This is a genomic window from Streptomyces sp. NPDC026589, from assembly GCF_040638385.1.
GTDB lineage: Bacteria > Actinomycetota > Actinomycetes > Streptomycetales > Streptomycetaceae > Streptomyces.
Genome location: NZ_JBEZYG010000008.1, coordinates 17888 through 36659 on the forward strand (window position 1 = coordinate 17888; position 18772 = coordinate 36659).

Here is an 18772-nt window from a genome sequence, read left to right on the forward strand (position 1 = left end):
CCTCTGGCTTCTTTCAGTTGGCTTCGATCAGGGGGGCCGCCGGGGAGTGAACCTGGCGCGTACAGCGGTCACGCAGGCCGGACAGCACGTGGGAGAGGAAGAACAGGCTCACCGCGAGGGCCGCGACAGTCGCGCCGGCCGCGGTACTCAGATGCCAGGACAGCAGCAGGCCGCCGAACGTGGCCGAGGTGCCGACCAGGGCGGCGAGCACCATGACCCCACGCACGGAGCGAGCCCAGGGCAGAGCGGCCGCCGGCGGTGCGATGAGCAGTCCGAGGACGAGCAGCGTTCCCACGATGTGGAACGAGGCGACGATCGCCAGGCCGAGCAGGCCGAGGAGCACAGCGTGGGCCAGGCGCGGCCGCAGCCCCAGGGTGTGGGCCTTGCGCGCGTCGAACGCCAGGGCCAGGAAGGCACGGTGACCGAGGACCGACACCGCCAGCGCCGCGAGCAACGCCGCCGCGAGCACGAGGAGATCCTGCTGCCTGACCGCGAGGACGTCCCCGAAGAGAAATCCGGTCAGGTCGACCGCGAAGGACTGCGAGCGGGACACGATGATCACGCCGAGCGAGAGCATGCCCACGAACAGCAGCCCGATGCCGGTGTCCTGCGAAAGCCTCGGCGTACGGCCCAGCGCGGTGACGCCTGCCGTCATGACGACAGCGCTGACCACCGCGCCCACCATGAGGTTTCCCCCGAGAAGCGCGGCGACCGCGACGCCCGGCAGCAACCCGTGGGACATGGCGTCACCGAGGAAGGCCATCCCCCTCAGTACCACCCAGGTGCCCGCCAGGGCACAGATGGCGGATACCAGCATCCCGCCCCAGAGGGCTCGCTGCACGAAAGTCACCTCGAACGGGACCGTCAACCATTCCATGGCCCGGACACTACAATGAAAATCATGTTCAATACACCGCCCCCCTCATCCGCCCCGACCCTCGATCGGACCACCCCCCTCCGCTTCTCGGGGTTGTGCGCCGGCTATCCAGGTCGCCCCGTACTTCATCAAGTCAGCGGAGCAATAACCGAGTTGACCACCACGGTGCTCGTCGGCCCGAACGGCAGTGGCAAGTCGACCCTGCTCGCCGTGCTCGCCGGTGTGATCAAGCCGACATCCGGAGATCTCTTCCGCACCGGTGGCCGGCCGTCGGCCTTCGTGCCGCAGCGCGGAGCGGTCGGCGACACTCTTCCCCTCACCGTTCGGCAGACCGTGGAAATGGGCCGCTGGGGCGAGCGCGGTCCGTGGCGCCGGCTGACCGCACGGGACCACGCGACCGTGGACGCGGCGCTCGACCGGCTCGGCATCGGCGACCTCGCCCCACGCCAACTGGGCGAGCTGTCGGGCGGACAGCGTCAACGCGCGCTCATCGCGCAGGGCCTGGCGCAGGATTCCGACCTCCTGCTCCTCGACGAGCCGACCACCGGCCTGGATCCGGGGGCGAGGGAGCGGATCGGCGCGCTGCTGAAGGCGCTCGTAGCCGACGGGGTGACGATCGTCCAGGCCACGCACGATCTTGAGGTGGCGCGCACCGCGGACGCCTGCCTCCTCCTCCAGGACGGCCGCCTCGTCGGGCAGGGGCGTCCGGACCACGTCCTCACCACGGCATCGCTGACCCAGGTCTGGCCAACGCTCTGAGAAGCGTTGATCTTCGGCACACGGGGGTCAGGAGCTCATGACGGCATCACATCAGGGAACAAGCTGCTACCAGCAGGTGCATACCCTTCGACGGTCGTCGGGCACCGCTGAACCGTTCGTGTCGAGCGACGCACGAGTCAGCGTCACATGGTGTGCTACCGAGGCGTCCACCACGGCCGTGCCGGCGCACAGCAGCGGCCATGAAGTGGCGTTGCGGGGCGCATCGGAATCCGGATACGCCCCGCAACGCTCAGGGCCTTGGGGTGGCTCCGAGCCGCCCCGCACCGCCCAGGTCGTGCACGTCTGCGGAGAGCGGCTCAGCGGGAGGAACGGGCGGCACCGTCCAGGGGCCGGGCGGGAAGGAGCAGCGAGGAGACGGTGAAGGGCAGCGACGCCGGCGGCAGCCCGGCGGACCAGCGGTTGAACTGGCTGTTCACCACCAGCACCCGACCGGCTGCGGCCGCGCCGTCGGCCGCCCTGCCGGTGAGGGCGACCGCGCTCGGGTGCAGCAGCCCTTCCGGCGGCGCGAGCCCGTCCACCACGCGTCCCCGTGCCAGGTCCTGGCTCAGCTCGACGACAGCGACGCGGGACTGTGCCCCGGGCCCCTCGAAAAGGCCGCCCTGCGACACGTACAGGTGGCCGTCGCGCCATGCGAGGCCGTCGCCGCCCGGGAGGCTCCCGCCGCCGAGATCCACCTCGGCGATCTCCCGGGTCGCCGGATCGATCCGCCAGAGCTGCCCGGTGTTGCTCTGGACGGCGAGCAGCCGGCCACCCGCGGAGACGATGCCGTTGAGGTTGTGCTGCCCATGGATCCAGTCGACGCCCGCCGCCTCGACGTCGAGCCACGGGCGCATTGTCCAGCGCCCGCCCGGTGCTTGCGTCACGCGGTAGATCTGGGGCTTGAACGAGTCAGTGACGTACGCCGTGCCGTGCCCGTCGAGGGCGATGTCGTTGACGAATCCGCCCGTCCTGCCCTTCAGCCGGGCGAGTAGGGCCTTGCTCTTCGTGTCGTAGATCCGCAGGGTGGCGGTCTCGCCGCCCCCGGCGAAGAGACGGCCCGCGGAGTCGACGTTCATTCCCGAGGTGAAGGTGCGTCCGTCCTGTCCCGCGGGCGACCAGACCTGGACCGCCGGCTCCGACAGGTGGCCGCGGTAGAGCGTGCCGTCCTCGGCGCTGCCGACGTAGAAGTGGCCGGACGCCGAGTCCATGGCGAGACCGGTGGGGAAGGCCCGGTCGCCCGGCACCACGTACCGGTCGGGCGGAGCGGCCTCGCCGGGGGCGAGGGCGAGCGATGTGGCTGCGAGCGCCGCGACGGCGGCGGATACGAGCAGGCGCATGAGGTGCGGAACCCCTCTCGATGGCGTCGGAGCACCGACGGCCGTCGGTGCTCCGCTGTTCCCGTGCTGCGCTGCCATCGTCAGCCGGGGTGTCCGGTCCTCCCTCCGCTGTGCCGTCCCTCAGATCGCGCTGTCCCCCGGTCGCGCTGTTCCCCGGTCGCGCCGTTCCCCGGTCGCGCCGTACCTGGGTACGCCGCACCTACCGTCGCTCGGCACGCCGAAGCACCCGGCCGGATCCGTCGCGGTCACCGCGCGGCAAGCGCGTGCAGTGCCTTCGCCTCCGGAGTGTCCGGCGGTGCGGTGTAGACCAGCAGGCTGAGCTCCGGGTCCTGGGGAAACGTGGTGATCTCGTACCCGAGCGCGAGCGGGCCGAGCTCCGGGTGATCGATGCGCTTGACGCCGTACGCCTTCGTCCGGACCGTGTGCGCCGCCCAATGGCGCCGGAACTCCGGACTCGCCGCGTTCAGTTCGTCGATCAGTTCCGCGAGGAGGGGATCCTCGGGGAAGCGGCCCGCTGCGATCCGTAGCGTGCCGACGGCTTCCCGGGCGATCGTGTCCCGCTCCGGGTAGCGGCTGCCGATGCTTTCGTCGACGAGGTGGAGGCGGCACATGTTCCGGGACCGCGGCGGGAGCCGGGCGAAGTCGGTGATGAGGGCGCAGGCGGGACGGTTCCAGGCGACGACGTCCATCCGGTGCCCCATGGCGAGGGCGGGTGCGGCGATCCAGTCCAGCAGGTCTTGCACCCCGGCTCGTGCGGCCTCACCGCCGTCCGACGCGAGCGCCGGGGAGGGCCGAGCCGTACGGTCCGCTCGTGACCCGGCACGAGCGGCTCCGTTCCGCTGCCGACGCGCCAGCCGTACGAGGTGGTCGTGCTCGTCCCGGTCCAGCCTGAGCGCGACGGCGACGGCTCCGAGGACGGCGTCGGACGCCCCGTGGTTGCGGCCCTGTTCGAGCCGGACGTAGTAGTCGACGCTCACGCCTGCCAGATGCGCCAGCTCCTCCCGCCGCAGGCCCGGAACGCGGCGTCTGCCGGAACCCGAGGCGAAACCGACGTCCTCGGGACGTATCCGAGCCCGCCGCGAGCGTAAGAAGTCGCCCAACTCTCCCTGTGTACCCATACGTTCATTGTCCCCGTGTCCCCGGACCGGCGCGGGAGAACTGCGCGCGAACCGGTCCCCGGGCCCGGGGCCGCCGGAAAGGGGTGCGCGGAACGGCGGCTCGGTGCCCTGACGGCCCGCGGCCTTCCGCGCTTGCCACTCCGGCCGCCGGACCGGGCAACCGCGCACGAGGTCCTTGGACGCGACGCGTTCAGGCCGTCTACGCGGTCCGCTGCGGCGGGATCCCTCCCAGACCGGGCCGCCCGCCGCGTCGAGGACCTCCGTGACCAACGAGGTGAGGCCCGCCGGTGCGCCGCGCAGCGCGGCTCGCGCCGTCTCGTCCAGGCGCGCGGCCAGGTCCGGCGCGACGGGTTCGAGCCGCCGAGCCGGCCACGTGCCGCCACCGGCCCACGTGCCGTGGGTCAGCAGCGCCAGTTCGCCGCTCCGCCGGACGAGTTCGGCCACGACGAACAGCCGCTCCCCCGCGTCCGTACAGGCGGCGAACTCGTCGAGCAGGTCCGTCAGCGCGTGCCGGGCGTCCTCGAGGGCCGTATCGGTGACTGGGGGCGGGCCTGTGGCCGCGAGGCGTTTCGCCGTATCCGCGATCCGTTCTCCCGTCCCGTCGGCGTCGAGCAGCAGTGCCCCCTCGGCGCACATCGACCGTCGCGTCAGCCGATCATGGGAGAATGACCGATCAGCCGACGACAGGTTCCGGGACATCTGACCGGCGCGGTGTCGTGCCCTGTGAAGCCACGGGCGATACTTGGTTGGATCCTGACACCATGAATGACGCCTCCGACGACGGACGGTCTGCTTCCGACCCCTCCAACCCCTGCCCCGGGCACGCGGGCTCGCGGTCCGCATACCCGGTGCGGGCTGTGGCCTCCGGGTCCCGCGGACGTGACAGCTACCTGGTCACCGGATACGCGGAAGCCCGGCGCGCGCTGTGCGACGTGCGGCTTTCCAAGGACACCGCCGCCTTCTTCGCCGGCAAGGACCCGAAGCGCCGCCTGCATCCAGCCGTCGCGCACAGCATGCTCGCCAGCGACCCGCCCCAGCACACAAGGCTCCGCAAGCTGATCACCGGCGCTTTCACGAGCGGCTCGGTCGCCGGCCTCCGCCCCTCCATCATCCGGTTGACCGACGAACTCCTGGACCGCCGGCCGGCCCGCGGGGCGGTCGACCTCGTGGCCGCGCTGGCCGTCCCCCTTCCGGTCATGGTGATCTGCGAACTGCTCGGCGTGCCGGAGACCGACCGGCCGCAGGTTCAGCGCTGGTCCGCCGACCTGTTCGCTGCCGGGGAGCCCGGCCGCACCGACGCCGCCTCGTACGCCGTCGCCGCCTATATGACCGGCCTCATCACGTCGAAGCGTCTTCACCCGGGCAACTCGCTCCTCGATCGACTCATCGCCGCTCGCGACGGCGGGGACCGTCTGAACGAGGAGGAGTTGGTCTCCCTGGCCGTGCTCCTGCTCGTCGCCGGCCATGAGACGACCACGAACTTCCTCGGCAACGCGGTCCTGGCTCTGCTACAGCACCCGGCCGAGCTGGAACGTCTGCGCGGGAACCCGGAAACCATCCCGCAGGCGCTGGACGAGTTGCTCCGCTTCGACCCGCCGGTCAGCACCTCCACCTTCCGGTTCACCACGGAAGCCATGTCCCTCGGCGGGACCGAGATCCCCGCAGGTGTCCCCGTACTCGTCGCCCTCGGCGCGGCCAACCGCGATCCGGAGCGCTTCACCGCACCGGACCAGCTCGACCTGGACCGGGAGGCGACCGGGCATCTCAGCTTCGGCCACGGCATCCACCGCTGCGTCGGCGCACCACTCGCGAAAGCCGAAGCGCACATCGCCCTCCACGCGATCCTGACCCGCTTCCCCGACATCCGGCTCGCCGTACCGGCAGACCAGTTGAATTGGCGGCAGACCAGGCTCGTTCGCGGGCTGAGTTCTCTACCCGTTCTGCTCTGAAGCCGGTACTGCCGCGGGATGACCGCCGGAATTGAGTACGCCGCCGGCTCCGCAGCCGGAATCTCGTCGCACGGGTCGCCCGCCCCGGTATCGAGTCGGCCAAGACGGAGACGCCTCGGCAGGGGCGGCCCGTTGAGGACATGACCTCTCTCGGCTCGTGCGGTCCCTCGCCTGGTCCTCAGTGTTCTTCGCGCTCAGCGGTCTTCCGTGGGTCGTCCGCCAGAATGCGGGCCGCGAGCTGCCGCGCTTGCTCCTCCACGGGCTGCTCGTGGGTGGTGAACAAGTCGTGCCAGTGAAAACGTGCACGCGTCCCCGATGCGTGAACCTCGTCAAAGCTGACATCGACACCCTCGGGGCTGGTGAGCTCCTCGGGCATGTCGGGCTCCTCCCGTCGTGGCGACACATCCGTGAGAACGCAGCCCCACCGCTCGAACCAGCCGCTGTCCGCAAGGGTCTGATGAAGCAGCCGGGCGATGGTGTCCACCGGCTCTTCCCAGCTACGGTCGGCTGCTGCCCGGGCGAGTTCGGCTTCGTACTGGGCCGCGTCGAACCAGCAGTCCGCGGGCACGGCAGTGACGTTGCTGGTGTTCTCCCAGGCGTCCCAGATCACCCGGTCTCCCTCGCGGCGCATGGTGACGTACAGGGCGCCGCAGCAGCCGGCGGTGCAGGGCGGCTCGCCGATGTTGACCCTGCGCGGCTCCTCCGTGACCGCCAGCGGCCGGCTCTCGGCAGGACCTGTCCAGTGCCGGCGGCTGAGTGCCATCGCTTCCGGGTGGACTGCCCTCAGAACGTCCACGCCGTCGATCAACGGGCGCACCTCGGCCCAGGGGTCCGCCGCCCAGTCGTCCGGGATCCTGTGCTGCAAGGTCAAGGTACTCATCGTCAGCTGGTCGGTCATACGCACATGATCGGCCATGGCCACACGTTGGCCCCATCATTTATTGGGCGTGATCGGCCCCGGACAGGCGCGCCAGGGCAGCCACCACCGCTCGGGGCCGAGAAATTTGTCGAACCCACCACGTGAGACCGGTGCCGCAGCTTCCTGTACGTGGCCGGATACCTCGACGTACCCCTGCCTCAGCTGATGCGGCTGAAGCAGCCCGTCGGCGCATGCCCGTCGGCGCATGCCCGTCGAGGCATGTACGTCGAGGCATGTACGTCGAGGCATGTACGTCGAGACCTTCCGTAAGCCTGAGAAGTGGAGAGTTGCCCCATCATGGACATCATGGAGACGCACCGCGACCTCGTGAGCCGCCTGCTGCCCGATGACAAGCAGGAAGAACTCACCACCCACCACGGGCAGTTCCACCACGTCGTCGTCGGCTCGGAGCACGTGGTGTGCTTCGCCCGCACCGAAGCCGCCGCAGGGCGGCTGCCCGCGCGGGCAGCCGCCCTGCGCGCCCTCGCCGGGCTCGACCTCGACTTCCGCACCCCGCGCCCGCTCGCCCAGGGCGGCGGCCCGGGAACGGGCGAACCCCCCTACCTCGTGCTGAGCCGGATCCCCGGGGCCCCCTTGGACGATGCCGCGCTCGAAGGCGCCGAAGTCGCCGAGGCGGTGGCCGAGCAGTACGCCGGACTCCTCTCCGGGCTCATCGCCGCGGGCAGGGACGAGAGGGCGCGCGCCGCGCTTTCGGCGGCCCCCGAGCGTCAGTGGCAGGAGTTCGCTGCGGGAGTGCGCGCCGAACTGTTCCCGTTGATGTCCGACGGCGGCCGGGAGCGTGCCGCGCGCGAACTCGCCGCGCTCGACGGCCTTCCCCCGCTCACTTCCGCAGTGGTCCACGGCGACCTCGGCGGTGAGAACGTCCTGTGGGAGCTCTCGGACGGTGTGCCACGCCTCAGAGGGGTCATCGACTGGGACGAGGTCACCTTGGGCGACCCCGCCGAGGACCTGGCAGCCGTCGGAGCCGGCTACGGGAAGGAGCTGCTGGACCGGGTGCTGGCGCTCGGCGGCTGGAACGACGCCTCGACGGCCGGGCGGATCACCGCGATCCGTGGCACCTTCGCCCTCCAACAGGCCCTCTACGCACATCGCGACGGTGACGAGGAGGAGCTGGCGGACGGCCTCACCGGCTATCGCTAGGTCAGGCCCCCAGGGGCTTGCCATGCCAGAGCGTGCCGGCGATTCGGTATTCGGTCGTCCGGTCAGTGGTCCACCCGTTCCGGCGGCCACAAGCGTCCGCGGCGCTGACATCCAGCGCTGCCGTTCTGCTTCCACAACCATTGGTTGTGTCTATCGGGCACCGAGTTGTTTGATCATGTGTTGTGCACGGTGGTGGGATCAGCACATGTCTACCCGCACAGAGCAGGTCATGTACGTCCGGACGCCTGATTTCGCGCGTCACGCGGAGCGGATCGTGGAGGTGACCGATGCGACCTCCCGACTGAACGTCCTTCCGTTCAGCGACAGCGCAGGTCGCACGGAACTACTTTCGGTTGTGTTCGGCGGCCCACTGCCGGAGTCGGTGGCGATCTACCCGCCGTTCTTTACCGAATGCGGGCTGAACACGACGTTCGGGGAGAACGTCTTCGTCAACCAGGGATGCACCTTCATGGACAAGGGAGGCATTCGTATCGGGAACGGTGTCATGATCGCCCCGAAGGTCAGCCTCATCACCGGAGGCCATCCCCTGCCCCTGGCCGAGCGCCGCGAGTACCTCTCCTTCGCCCCGATCGTCATCGAGGACGACGTCTGGATCGGGACAGCTGCCGTGATCACGCAAGGGGTGACCATCGGTACCGGTGCGGTGGTCGCCGCGGGCGCGGTGGTCACGCGGGATGTTCCGGCCGGCACCGTGGTCGCGGGAGTGCCCGCCCGGGTGATCAAGAAGATCGACTGAGCCCGGCCGGGCTGACGGGGATGCTCGTCGTCGGTCGAAGGCCGAGGCCGCGCCGCGGATCGCGAGGTCGGTCGGAGGTGACGGGCTCCGGCCGTGGCCACCGCGGGACTCCGCCGTGGCCCGGTGCACGGGGTGGCGGCCAGAGGGGCTAGTTTGCTCGGATGAGCCTTCTCCATGATGTGGCCGAGCGTGACGGCTGGCTGTGCTGGGTGTGCGACGAACCGGTCGACCCCGACAAGTCGGTCAACGACCAGCAGGGCCCCAGTGTCGACAGCCGGACCGCCGATCGGAAGGCCAAGGTCGCCGAGCGACTCGCGCACCGCGGGTGCAACTCCCGCAAGGGCGCGGTCAAGGTGTCCATCGCCTGGCCGGACCGTCTGTACGTGGTCGAACCAGCGCCGCTGATCGCTGTGGCCTCCCGCCTGGAGCGCAAGGGGGGCCGCGAGATGGTGGGTCGCTGTCCGACCAGGCAGGACGCCCAAGAAGCGGCGGATTGGCTGGTGGACCGGTTTTCCCGACTGGTACCGGGGCTGCCGGTGACCGCCGGCATCGAGGCGGGCGGCGGCCAGTTCCTCGTCGTCCTTACCGCCGGCCGCCGCTGACCGAGGATCACCACATGGAGCCGGCGTCTGGCTGAACCATCGGACTGGCCGCCTTCACCGCCCACGGGGGACCCCGAGCTCCGGGCCCGGGCCTCACGCCCCCCCGAAGCCGAGCCGGCCGTCCCGGAGCGGTTCAGCCAGGACCCGGAACATGCGGTGAGGGCTGCCGCGCGTCACTCCGCCGGCGTTCCGACCGCTGAGTGCGGCGCCCGGCCACCGCGAACCGGGACCGCGCCCGCGGTGTCGCTCCGGGAGCCCGCCTTGACGACCAGCCAGACAACCAGCGCGCAGGCCGCGAATCCGGATCCCAGGAGGCTGGAGCCCGTCCAGCCGTAGGTGGCGAAGGTCGCCGTGGTCGCCGCCGCGCCGAGGGCGGAGCCGAGTGAGTAGAAGACCATGTAGCCGCCGATGACGCTGCTCAAGCGCTCCGGATACGTCGCGGTGAGCACGTGCTGGTTGCTCACATGCACGGCCTGGACCGCGAAGTCGAGGGCGACGATTCCGATGATCAGGAGCCACAGGGACCACGGGAGCTGGGCAGTCGCCGCCCACGAAAGGATCAGGAGGACGAGCGCGAGGCCGCTGACCGGGGTCGCGCGCCCGGCGTCCGCCCACCGTCCGGCGCGCGCCGCGCCGAGCGCGCCGGCCAGCCCCGCGATGCCGAACAGCCCGATGTGCGTCTCGCTCAGCTGCCAGGGTCCGCCCGCCAGCGGCGTGGACAGCCCGCTCCACAGGGTTCCGAACGAGGCGAACAGGAAGAACGCGATGAGGCCGCGCGTCAGGAAGGTGCGCTGACCCAGCAGCCGGCCGAGCGTGCGGACGGCCTCGCGGTACTTCGCGGGGGACGTCACACGCGGGTCCGGAGGCAGTACGGCCGACACCAGTGCGGCGAGGCCGAGGGAGAGCACCGCGAGCACGGCGTAGACGCTGCGCCAGCCCCACATGTCGGCGAGCGCGCCGGTAGCGACCCGCGCACCCAGAATGCCGACCACTACGCCCGAGGTCACCACCCCGATGTTCCGTCCACGTTCGGCGGGAGGGGAGGCCGACGCCGCGTGAGCCACCGCGATCTGCACCACGACCGCGAACACCCCGGCCGTCGCGAGCCCCGCCAGCGCCTGCCACGCGGCCGACGACAAGGCCGTGAGCGTCATGCCCACCGAGGTGACCGCCAACTGCACGGCGATGAGGCGGCGTCTGTCGACCACATCGCCGAGCGGCACCAGCAGCAACAGGCCCGCCAGATAGCCGAACTGACCGGTGGCCACGAACCAGCCGGTGAGCTCGGTCGGCACGCCGAGGTCGCGTCCCATCGGCTCCAGAACCGGCTGCGCGGCGTAGACGCTCGCCACAGCGACGCCGCACACCACCGCCAGCAGCACTCGATGCCCTGCGTTCATCACAGCCCCCTTCAATCAGTAGCATTCTGCAACCGTTTGGACGGTACGGCATGATGGTTTCAATCCGCAACCGATTGAGAGGTGCCATGGCAGACGCACCCCCGCACGCCCCGGACGCGCAATGGACGGACCCCGACTGCCCCGTCGCCCGCACCCTCGACCTCGTCGGCGACCGATGGAGCCTTCTCGTCATCCGTGACGCGATGGACGGCGCGGCCTCGTTCACCGAGTTCCAGCGGCGGACCGGCATCGCGCGCAACATCCTCACCGACCGCCTCCGCAAGCTCCTCGCCCACGGGGTCCTCGACCGGCGCACCGCACCGTCGGGCCGGCGCCAGGAGTACGCCCTCACCGACGCCGGCCGCGCACTGTTCCCGGTCATCCTCACACTGCGCCAATGGGGCGAGCGGCACGCTTTCGCGCCGGGCGAGCCCCACTCCGTCCTGGTCGACCGGAACGGCGATCCCGTACCGGACCTCACGCCGGCCGGCGCGGACGGCGCCCCCCTGGACAGCGACACCACTCGCGTACAGAAGACCCCGTAGGCGTCAACGGGCTCGCGCACGGCGGAGGTTCACCCCACGCCGGATTGCTTTTGTCATGCCCCTTGCAAGAAGAGGAGTGGCGCGCTCCAATGGACGCGACTCAATGGAAAGGAAACTTTCCTAATAGAGCTGGCCCTCCCAGCTGAGCTGTGTCCGTGCGCCCCTCCACGATGCCCTTGTGCGTTCGGCGTCCGGCATGTCGCAAGAGATCGGAGAACCACGTGCGCATGCGCATGCCCCACCGCGTTTCCCGGCGCATCTCCCGTTCGGAACGACCACCCCGCCCCGCGCACCGCCGGCGTCGCACCGGCGTGCGGATCGCCCTGGCCATGGCGCTGACCGCGATCCCCGCCGTGGTCGCCCTCAACACCGGACAGGCGGCCGCGGCCTCCGGCCTCGACGATCCGGTGAAGAAGGAGATCGCCATGCAGATCGTCTCGACGGCCGAGAACTCCTCGCTCCAGTGGCGCGAGCAGTTCGACTACATCGAGGACATCGGCGACGGGCGCGGCTATACGGCCGGCATCATCGGCTTCTGTTCCGGTACGCACGACATGCTGGAACTCGTCGAGTACTACACGGACGAGGTGCCGGACAATCCGCTGGCCGAGTACCTCCCGGCGCTCCGCGCGGTCGACGGGAGCGACTCCCACGAGGGCCTGGACCCCGGCTTCACGGCCGCGTGGGAGCAGGCCGCGGCGACCCCCGAGTTCCGGGCGGCGCAGGAACACGAGCGCGACCGCGTCTACTTCGGCCCCTCCGTGTCCCGGGCGAAGAGCGACGGGCTGCGGGTGCTCGGGCAGTTCGCCTACTACGACGCCATCGTCATGCACGGGCAGTCGGGCTTCGACAGCATCCGCGCCGAGGCCAGGGCCGACGCCCGTACGCCCGCCGAGGGGGGCGACGAAATCCGGTACCTCGACGCCTTCCTCGACGCCCGTGTCGTGGAGATGAAGAAGGAGGCGGCGCACGAGGACACCAGCCGGGTCGACACCGCCCAGCGCGTGTTCCTGAGGAACGGCAACCTCGACCTCGACACCCCGCTGGCCTGGGCCGTCTACGGCGAGGACTTCCGTATCGACAGCGACCCCCGGCCAGGCCCGGAACCGACGGGCCCACCCGGCGCCGAGACACTGCTATCGCGCGGCAAGCCCGCCACCGCCTCGTCGTCCGAGACCTCCGCCCTGGCGCCCGGCAAGGCCGTCGACGGCGTCGCGACCACCCGCTGGGCCAGCGCCGAAGGGGCGGACCCGCAGTGGCTCCGCATCGACCTCGGCGAAGAGGCGTCCGTCTCCCGCGTCGGGCTGATGTGGGAGGCCGCGTACGCGAAGCAGTACCGGCTGGAGATCTCGGCGGACGGCACGAACTGGACCCGGCTCGCCGCGGAGACGGCGGGCGACGGCGGGACCGACACCTGGACCGGTCTGACCGGCAAGGGCCGCTATCTGCGCGTGTACGGCACCGCACGCGGCACCACGTACGGCTACTCCCTGTGGGAGGCCGACGTGTACGGCAGCGTGGGGGGAACCACCCCCACCGACCCGCCCCCGAAGGGCGCGTTCACCGTGGTCGGGGCCGGCGACATAGCCGACCGGTGCAACAAGAGCGATCCGGGATGCCAGCACTTCAAGACCGCCGCACGCGCCATGGCGATCGACCCGGCCTTCTACATCACCATGGGCGACAACCAGTACGACGACGCCCACATCGAGGACTTCCGCAACTACTACGACAAGTCCTGGGGCCAGTTCAAGGACAAGACCCACCCCGTGCCCGGCAACCACGAGGCCTACGACGACTGGGACAACCAGGACGAGGTCGCCTACCGGCAGTACTTCGGTGACCGAGCCACTCCCCAGGGCAAGATGTGGTACAGCTACGACTACGGCAACTGGCACTTCGTCGCCCTCAACTCCAACCGGTTCGACGAGCGCGAACAGCTCGACTGGCTGAAGGCCGACCTCGCCAAGAACAGCAAGAAGTGCGTCGCCGCGTACTTCCACCACCCGCTGTTCAGTTCCGGAAGCCACGGCAACGACCCCGTGAGCAAGCCGATCTGGTCCATGCTGCAGGCAGCCGGCACCGAGCTGGTGCTGAGCGGCCACGACCACCACTACGAGCGTTTCGCCCCCCAGAGCCCGGACGGCCGGGCAGACCCGAACGGCATCGTCGAGATCCTCGGCGGCATGGGAGGCAAGGACCTGTACGGCCAGGGTGACACCGTGCAGAAGAACAGCCAGAAGCGCATCTGGGACAAGTTCGGCGTGATGCAGCTCGACTTCACCGACACGACCTTCACCTCGAAGTTCGTCGGTACCGACGGAACGGTCCTGGACACCGGCCCGACGTACAGCTGCCACTGATCTCCGCGCCTGTCACCGACCCCCACCCCGACCGTCGTGGTCCGGCCGCCGTGCTCCGGCGGCCGGCCACGCCCGTCCGGCGAACCCGCCCGGAGCACCGGTTGTGCGCCGGAGCTCCGGGCGCCGCGTACCAGGAGCGTCTGTATGTACCTTGCCGTCGGCAGGAACCGTCCACCGGACAGAACCGCCCCCGACCGGACCCCCTCAGCCGTACGGCCCGCCGGCCGAAGGCGCCTCACCGGCACCGTCGTCGCGCTCGGCGCGGTCAGCCTCGTCACCGACATCTCGTCCGAGATGGTCACCGCCGTACTGCCCCTCTACCTCGTCCTGGGCCTGGGACTCAGCCCCCTCCAATTCGGCTTCCTCGACGGCCTCTACAACGGTGTCACCGCCTTCGTCAGGCTCGCCGGCGGCCACGCCGCCGACCGCTGGCAGCGGCACAAGCTCGTCGCCGGAAGCGGCTACGCGCTGTCCACCGTCTGCAAACTCGGCCTGCTCCTCGCGGGCAGCTCCACCCCCGCCCTCTCCGCCGCGCTCGCGGCCGACCGGGTCGGAAAAGGCGTGCGGACAGCACCGCGCGATGCCCTGATCTCGCTGAGCTGCGACGAACGGGACCTCGGCCGCGCCTTCGGTGTGCACCGGGCCATGGACACCACGGGCGCCATGCTCGGTCCGCTCGTCGCCTTCGCCGTCCTGTGGGCGACCGTCGACGCCTACGACGCGGTCTTCGTCGTCAGCTTCTGCTTCGGACTGCTCGGTGTACTGATCCTTTTCGCGTTCGTCCCCGGCCGCGAGGCCCGGCCGGCACGCCCGCCGGGCAGGGCCGCGGCCACCCTGCGGGAGACCCTGCGGCTCTTCCACGACCCCGCCTTCCGCCGGATCCTCCTCGCGGCCACGCTGCTGGGTCTCGCCGGCGTGGGCGACGGGTTCCTCTACCTGGTCCTGCAGAAGCGGCTCGCCCTCGACGTGGAGTACTTCCCGCTGCTGCCGCTCGGCAGCGCGGCGGTCTACCTCCTGCTCGCCGTTCCCCTCGGCCGGGCCGCCGACCGGATCGGCCGCCGTACTCCGTACGTGCTGGGGCATGTCGCCCTGCTCGGGGTGTACGTCGCGCTGTTCTCCCCGGTGGCGGGCTGGCCCCTCACGATCCTGGTGCTCGTTCTCCACGGCACGTTCTACGCGGCGACCGACGGGGTCCTCATGGCGCTCGGCGGCCCGGTGGTGCCCGCGGACCGGCGCGCGGGCGGGATGGCGCTGCTGCAGACCGGCCAGAGTCTGGGCCGCCTGTTCGCGTCCGTCGGGTTCGGAGCCGTCTGGACACTGTGGGGCATGGACAACGCCCTCGTCCTGGCCGCCGCGGCACTCGGCGTCGTACTCGTCCTCGCCTGCGTCCTCCTACGGGCCGCACCCACGCCCGCCGCCCCCGTACCCGTCACCGCCCCGGAGCCCTCATGACCCTGCCTCCTCTCTCCCTGCGCGCCCGGATCATCGCGCTCACGGCGGCCACGGCCGTACTGGCGACCGTCGCCGTCGGTTACACGGTCGCGGCAGCGGACGGCGACGGCCGGTCGCCGGAGTCCGTCGCCGCTCCGGGCCTCACACTCGACAACGCGCCCGGCCTCTACCACGCGGCGCGGAAGGGCGACGTGTTCTCGACGCCGTACAGCTCCTCCGGTGCGGGAGCGGCCGACGGGGCGCGCGGCAGGAACACCGGGCTGTCGTGCGACCGCTTCCACGCGAGCGGGCGGACGGCCGTCTGTATCGCGAGCCACCCCGGCATCTCGCAGAAGACGAAGGTGAGCGTCCTCGACCGCGAGCTGGACATCCGTGAGACCGTCGTGGTCGGCGGCATCCCCAATCGGGCGCGGGTCTCTCCTTCGGGCCGGATGGTCGCGTGGACGCTGTTCGTCAGCGGCGACTCGTACGCCTCGTCCTCCTTCTCGACGCGGACCGGCATCCTCGACACCCGGACCGGCTATCTGGTCAAGAACGTGGAGACCCTCCAGCTCTACCTGGAGGGCCGGCGCTACCACGCGCCGGACGTGAACTACTGGGGCATCACCTTCGCGGACGACGACAACCGCTTCTACGCGACGGTGGCCACCAAGGGGAAGACGTACCTCGTCGAGGGCGACATCAGGACGTGGAAGGCCCGCACACTCCGCCGGAACGTCGAATGCCCGTCGCTCTCGCCCGACGGCACCCGGATCGCCTTCAAGAAGAGGGTCCGCGAGGGCACCCAGAACCCGTGGCGACTGCACGTACTGGACCTCAGGACCCTGCGTGAGACGCCCGTCGCCGAGACCCGCAGCGTCGACGACCAGGCGGCATGGCTGGACGACTCGACCCTCGCGTACGCCCTTCCGGGCCGGGCGAAGGGCGCCTCGGACATCTGGACCGTCCCCGCCGGCGCCCCGGCCACCGGGCCGAGCCTCCTCCTGCGCGACGCCTCGTCACCTTCCATGGTCGTGGCGGGCGGCTGATCGGTGGCGGCCCCGGGCCGGGGGCGTCGCGCGCCGGGGCGGATCAGCTCCGCAGCGGCAGCAGCCGGGGCACGGCCCTCACGTAGACGACCATGCCGATCACCTCGACCAGGGTCTGGGCGACCACGACCACGGCGGCGACGGCGAGCGTGTCCGGCAGCGCGAGGGCGAGGGGCAGGACGACCAGGGAGTTACGGGTCGCGCCCGTGAACACGATCGCCCGACCGGCCGGGGCATCCAGGCGGAACAGGCGGGCGACACCGAGCCCGGCGAACGCCATCACGACGAGGAAGAGCACGTAGAACGGCACGACACGGCCCACGTCCCCGAGGCTGTCGGCGTCGCCGAGCTTCGGTACCTGGGAGGCCACCACGGTGAGCAGGACGGCGGCCATCAGCGGAACCATGGTCGCGCCCATCGCGTCGGCGGTCCTCCGCCCGGCCGGCCGGCGTGCGGCCCACGCCTGGGTGAGCCAGGCCAGCGTGAGCGGAATGACGATCAGCACGGCGAACGCCTTGATGAACGGTCCGGCCTCCACCACTTCCGCCAGGTCCGGGCCCATGAACAGGAACAGATAGACCGGCAGCAGCACCATCTGGGCCAGCAGCAGCAACGGGGTGGCGGCGAGCAGACGTTCGCTGCTGCCGCCGGCGAGCCCGCTGAAGACGATCACGTAGTCGACGCACGGTGCCAGGAGGACCAGCAGCACGCCGAGGCGGACCGCCCGGTCGTCCGGAAGGAAAGTGAACATCGCGGCGACCACCAGCGGCACCACGACGAAGTTCACCACCAGCGTCGCGGCCAGGAAGCGGCCCGCCCGCACCGAGCGGACCAGCTCGGCGGCGGGCACTTGCAGGAACGTCACGTACAGCAGGGCGGCCAGCACCGGGTTGATCGCGTGCTCCAGGCCCGGGCCGGCACCGGGCGCGGCCCGGCCGACCAGCCCCCCGGCGGCCAGGGCTCCCACATAGACGGCGACCTGGTGGCGTTCCATGGCGGCGACCGGGCCGGACGGCGACGACAACGTACGTACTCCTTGGACAGAGGGAAGAAGGACGGGGGCGAGGACAGGGGGCAGAGAGAGGGGCGGTGGCCCGGTGGCCTCCACCCGATGAGTTCTCCCACCGGACGCAGTCTGTACCTGTGTCCATCGACCGGACTCACCAGGAGAGCATCATGACCGCTACCTACACCTTCGACGTGTTTTCCAGCCTCGACGGTTTCGGCTCCTACAACGGCGACGGCGACTGGGGCGGATACTGGGGCAAGCAGGGGCCCGAACTGCTCGAACACCGGCTGTCGCTGTACGGCGAGGAGCAGCGGATGGTCTTCGGAGCCCACACCTATCGGGAGTTCGTGCGGCTGCTGGGCCCGGGCACGAAGGAGTCAGGCGTCGGTGACGCATGGGTCACGCGGATGAGGAGCCTGCCGGCGACGGTGGTGTCGACCACCCTCGGCGAGCCCCTCGACTGGCCGGACGCGACCGTCGCGAACGGCGACGCCGTCGACGTCGTGGCCCGTCTCAAGGAAGAGTCCGATGTGCCGTTGCGCTCGCACGGCAGCCTGTCGATGAACCGGGCGCTGATGGCCGCCGGCCTGGTCGACCGCGTCCAGGTGACGCTCTTCCCCGTCATCACCGGTCGGACCGGTATGGAACCGGTCCTGCGGGGTGCTACCGACTTCGACCTCGAACTGATCGGGAGCCGGACGCTCGACGGCCGTACCCAGGAGCTCACCTACCGGCCCACTCCGCACTGATCCCCGGACGCCGCCCTCCCCCGGTCATCCCGGGGGAGGGCGGCGTCGGCCGGGCCTGGCGGGAAAGTCTGAACGGTGGTTCACTTCATTCATGGCCTACCGCAAGACACCGGCCGAGCTCCGCCGTCTCGAAGCCGCCCGGGAGCGTCTCGTGGCCCGCGCCACCGAGGTCGTGGCGGAGGTCGGCTGGGCGCAGGCGTCCGTGACCGCTGTCGCCGACGCGGCCGGGATCGCCGCCGGCTCGGTCTACCAGCACTTCTCGTCCAAGTCCGCGCTGGCCGTGGAGGTCTTCCGGCGCGCCGCACAGCGCGAGGTGGACGTGCTGGGTGAGGTGCTGAAGGGCGACGGCGACCCCGCCGAGCGGTTGCGCCGGGGGGTGGAGGTGTTCGCCCGTCGTGCCCTGGAGAACCAGGGTCTGGCGTACGCGCTGCTCGCGGCGCCGGCCGAACCCGCGGTCGGCGCGGAGCGTCTCGACTTCCGGCGCCGCTACCGGGCGCTGTTCGCCGCGGTGATCGGCGAGGGGGTCGCCGCGGGCCTGCTGCCGGACCAGGACGCGGAGATCACCGCCGCGGCGCTGACCGGCGCCATCGGCGAGGTCCTCGTGTACCCGCTGAGCACCTCGGCCGCGTACGACACGGACCGGCTCGTCACCCGCCTCACCGCCGTGGCCCTGCGCTGCGCCGGTGCGGCCCCTGACCGTTCCACGCCTCCCTGACCCGCGCCGCACCCCCTCGTCCCCGTACCCCG

The 18772-nt window shown here is 70.9% G+C and carries 17 protein-coding genes and 1 pseudogene; 12 read left to right on the forward strand and 6 right to left on the reverse strand.

Features of this window, described 5'->3' with window-relative positions:
• Positions 1–13: 13 nt before the first annotated feature.
• Positions 14–877, reverse strand: coding sequence for a zinc ABC transporter permease AztB (gene aztB, locus AB0F29_RS15575; RefSeq protein WP_361872035.1), 864 nt, complete (start codon positions 875–877; stop codon positions 14–16).
• A gap of 15 nt (positions 878–892) precedes the next feature.
• Between aztB and aztA the strand changes: the two genes are divergently transcribed.
• Positions 893–1636, forward strand: a complete 744-nt coding sequence (gene aztA / locus AB0F29_RS15580) for a zinc ABC transporter ATP-binding protein AztA (protein WP_361872037.1) — start codon at positions 893–895, stop codon at positions 1634–1636.
• A 317-nt stretch (positions 1637–1953) separates the two neighbouring features.
• On the opposite strand, the gene AB0F29_RS15585 is transcribed toward aztA, so the two are convergent.
• Both AB0F29_RS15585 and AB0F29_RS15590 read right to left on the reverse strand, forming a co-directional pair.
• A complete protein-coding gene (locus tag AB0F29_RS15585) occupies positions 1954–2973 on the reverse strand; it encodes a hypothetical protein (RefSeq protein ID WP_361872040.1) in 1020 nt (339 codons plus the stop codon).
• A 245-nt stretch (positions 2974–3218) separates the two neighbouring features.
• Positions 3219–4727 (reverse strand): helix-turn-helix transcriptional regulator, encoded by a 1509-nt coding sequence (locus AB0F29_RS15590; RefSeq protein WP_361872043.1) that lies wholly within the window; start codon positions 4725–4727, stop codon positions 3219–3221.
• 125 nt (positions 4728–4852) lie between these two features.
• Between AB0F29_RS15590 and AB0F29_RS15595 the strand changes: the two genes are divergently transcribed.
• Complete coding sequence (locus AB0F29_RS15595) at positions 4853–6040, forward strand: cytochrome P450 (RefSeq protein ID WP_361872045.1); 1188 nt, start codon at positions 4853–4855, stop codon at positions 6038–6040.
• A gap of 178 nt (positions 6041–6218) precedes the next feature.
• Here AB0F29_RS15595 and AB0F29_RS15600 read toward each other — a convergent pair whose 3' ends face one another.
• Entirely contained in the window at positions 6219–6938 is a 720-nt protein-coding gene (locus AB0F29_RS15600) for a hypothetical protein (protein WP_361872048.1), read from the reverse strand.
• Positions 6939–7253: 315 nt separating this feature from the next.
• Here AB0F29_RS15600 and vph point away from each other — a divergent pair, with 315 nt between their 5' ends.
• The 3 genes from vph to AB0F29_RS15615 all read left to right on the forward strand — a co-directional run bounded on the left by vph (position 7254) and on the right by AB0F29_RS15615 (position 9479).
• A complete protein-coding gene (gene vph, locus AB0F29_RS15605) occupies positions 7254–8120 on the forward strand; it encodes a viomycin phosphotransferase (protein WP_361872687.1) in 867 nt (288 codons plus the stop codon).
• A 229-nt stretch (positions 8121–8349) separates the two neighbouring features.
• A complete protein-coding gene (locus tag AB0F29_RS15610; protein WP_361872689.1) occupies positions 8350–8877 on the forward strand; it encodes a DapH/DapD/GlmU-related protein in 528 nt (175 codons plus the stop codon).
• 161 nt (positions 8878–9038) lie between these two features.
• The gene (locus AB0F29_RS15615; protein ID WP_361872051.1) at positions 9039–9479 is read left to right on the forward strand and encodes a hypothetical protein; all 441 of its coding nucleotides are present in this window, start codon (positions 9039–9041) and stop codon (positions 9477–9479) included.
• 173 nt (positions 9480–9652) lie between these two features.
• Here AB0F29_RS15615 and AB0F29_RS15620 read toward each other — a convergent pair whose 3' ends face one another.
• Positions 9653–10879, reverse strand: coding sequence for an MFS transporter (locus tag AB0F29_RS15620; protein ID WP_361872054.1), 1227 nt, complete (start codon positions 10877–10879; stop codon positions 9653–9655).
• An 86-nt stretch (positions 10880–10965) separates the two neighbouring features.
• Here AB0F29_RS15620 and AB0F29_RS15625 point away from each other — a divergent pair, with 86 nt between their 5' ends.
• The 5 genes and pseudogenes from AB0F29_RS15625 to AB0F29_RS15645 all read left to right on the forward strand — a co-directional run bounded on the left by AB0F29_RS15625 (position 10966) and on the right by AB0F29_RS15645 (position 16267).
• Positions 10966–11424: a helix-turn-helix domain-containing protein gene (locus AB0F29_RS15625; RefSeq protein ID WP_361872056.1), complete on the forward strand. Its 459-nt coding sequence runs from the start codon at positions 10966–10968 to the stop codon at positions 11422–11424.
• 227 nt (positions 11425–11651) lie between these two features.
• Positions 11652–12503, forward strand: a pseudogene (locus AB0F29_RS15630) (chitosanase); the annotation flags it as partial.
• Between the two features lie 54 nt (positions 12504–12557).
• Positions 12558–13787: a discoidin domain-containing protein gene (locus tag AB0F29_RS15635; protein WP_361872692.1), complete on the forward strand. Its 1230-nt coding sequence runs from the start codon at positions 12558–12560 to the stop codon at positions 13785–13787.
• 144 nt (positions 13788–13931) lie between these two features.
• Positions 13932–15239 (forward strand): MFS transporter, encoded by a 1308-nt coding sequence (locus AB0F29_RS15640; RefSeq protein WP_361872059.1) that lies wholly within the window; start codon positions 13932–13934, stop codon positions 15237–15239.
• A complete protein-coding gene (locus AB0F29_RS15645; protein ID WP_361872061.1) occupies positions 15236–16267 on the forward strand; it encodes a hypothetical protein in 1032 nt (343 codons plus the stop codon). The genes AB0F29_RS15640 and AB0F29_RS15645 overlap by 4 nt, the downstream gene beginning before the upstream one ends.
• Positions 16268–16310: 43 nt before the next feature.
• Here AB0F29_RS15645 and AB0F29_RS15650 read toward each other — a convergent pair whose 3' ends face one another.
• On the reverse strand, positions 16311–17261 hold the full coding sequence (locus tag AB0F29_RS15650) for a bile acid:sodium symporter (RefSeq protein ID WP_361872694.1): 951 nt from the start codon (positions 17259–17261) through the stop codon (positions 16311–16313).
• Between the two features lie 182 nt (positions 17262–17443).
• Here AB0F29_RS15650 and AB0F29_RS15655 point away from each other — a divergent pair, with 182 nt between their 5' ends.
• Positions 17444–18025: a dihydrofolate reductase family protein gene (locus AB0F29_RS15655; protein ID WP_361872063.1), complete on the forward strand. Its 582-nt coding sequence runs from the start codon at positions 17444–17446 to the stop codon at positions 18023–18025.
• Between the two features lie 91 nt (positions 18026–18116).
• Complete coding sequence (locus AB0F29_RS15660; protein WP_361872066.1) at positions 18117–18740, forward strand: TetR/AcrR family transcriptional regulator; 624 nt, start codon at positions 18117–18119, stop codon at positions 18738–18740.
• Positions 18741–18772 lie beyond the last annotated feature (32 nt).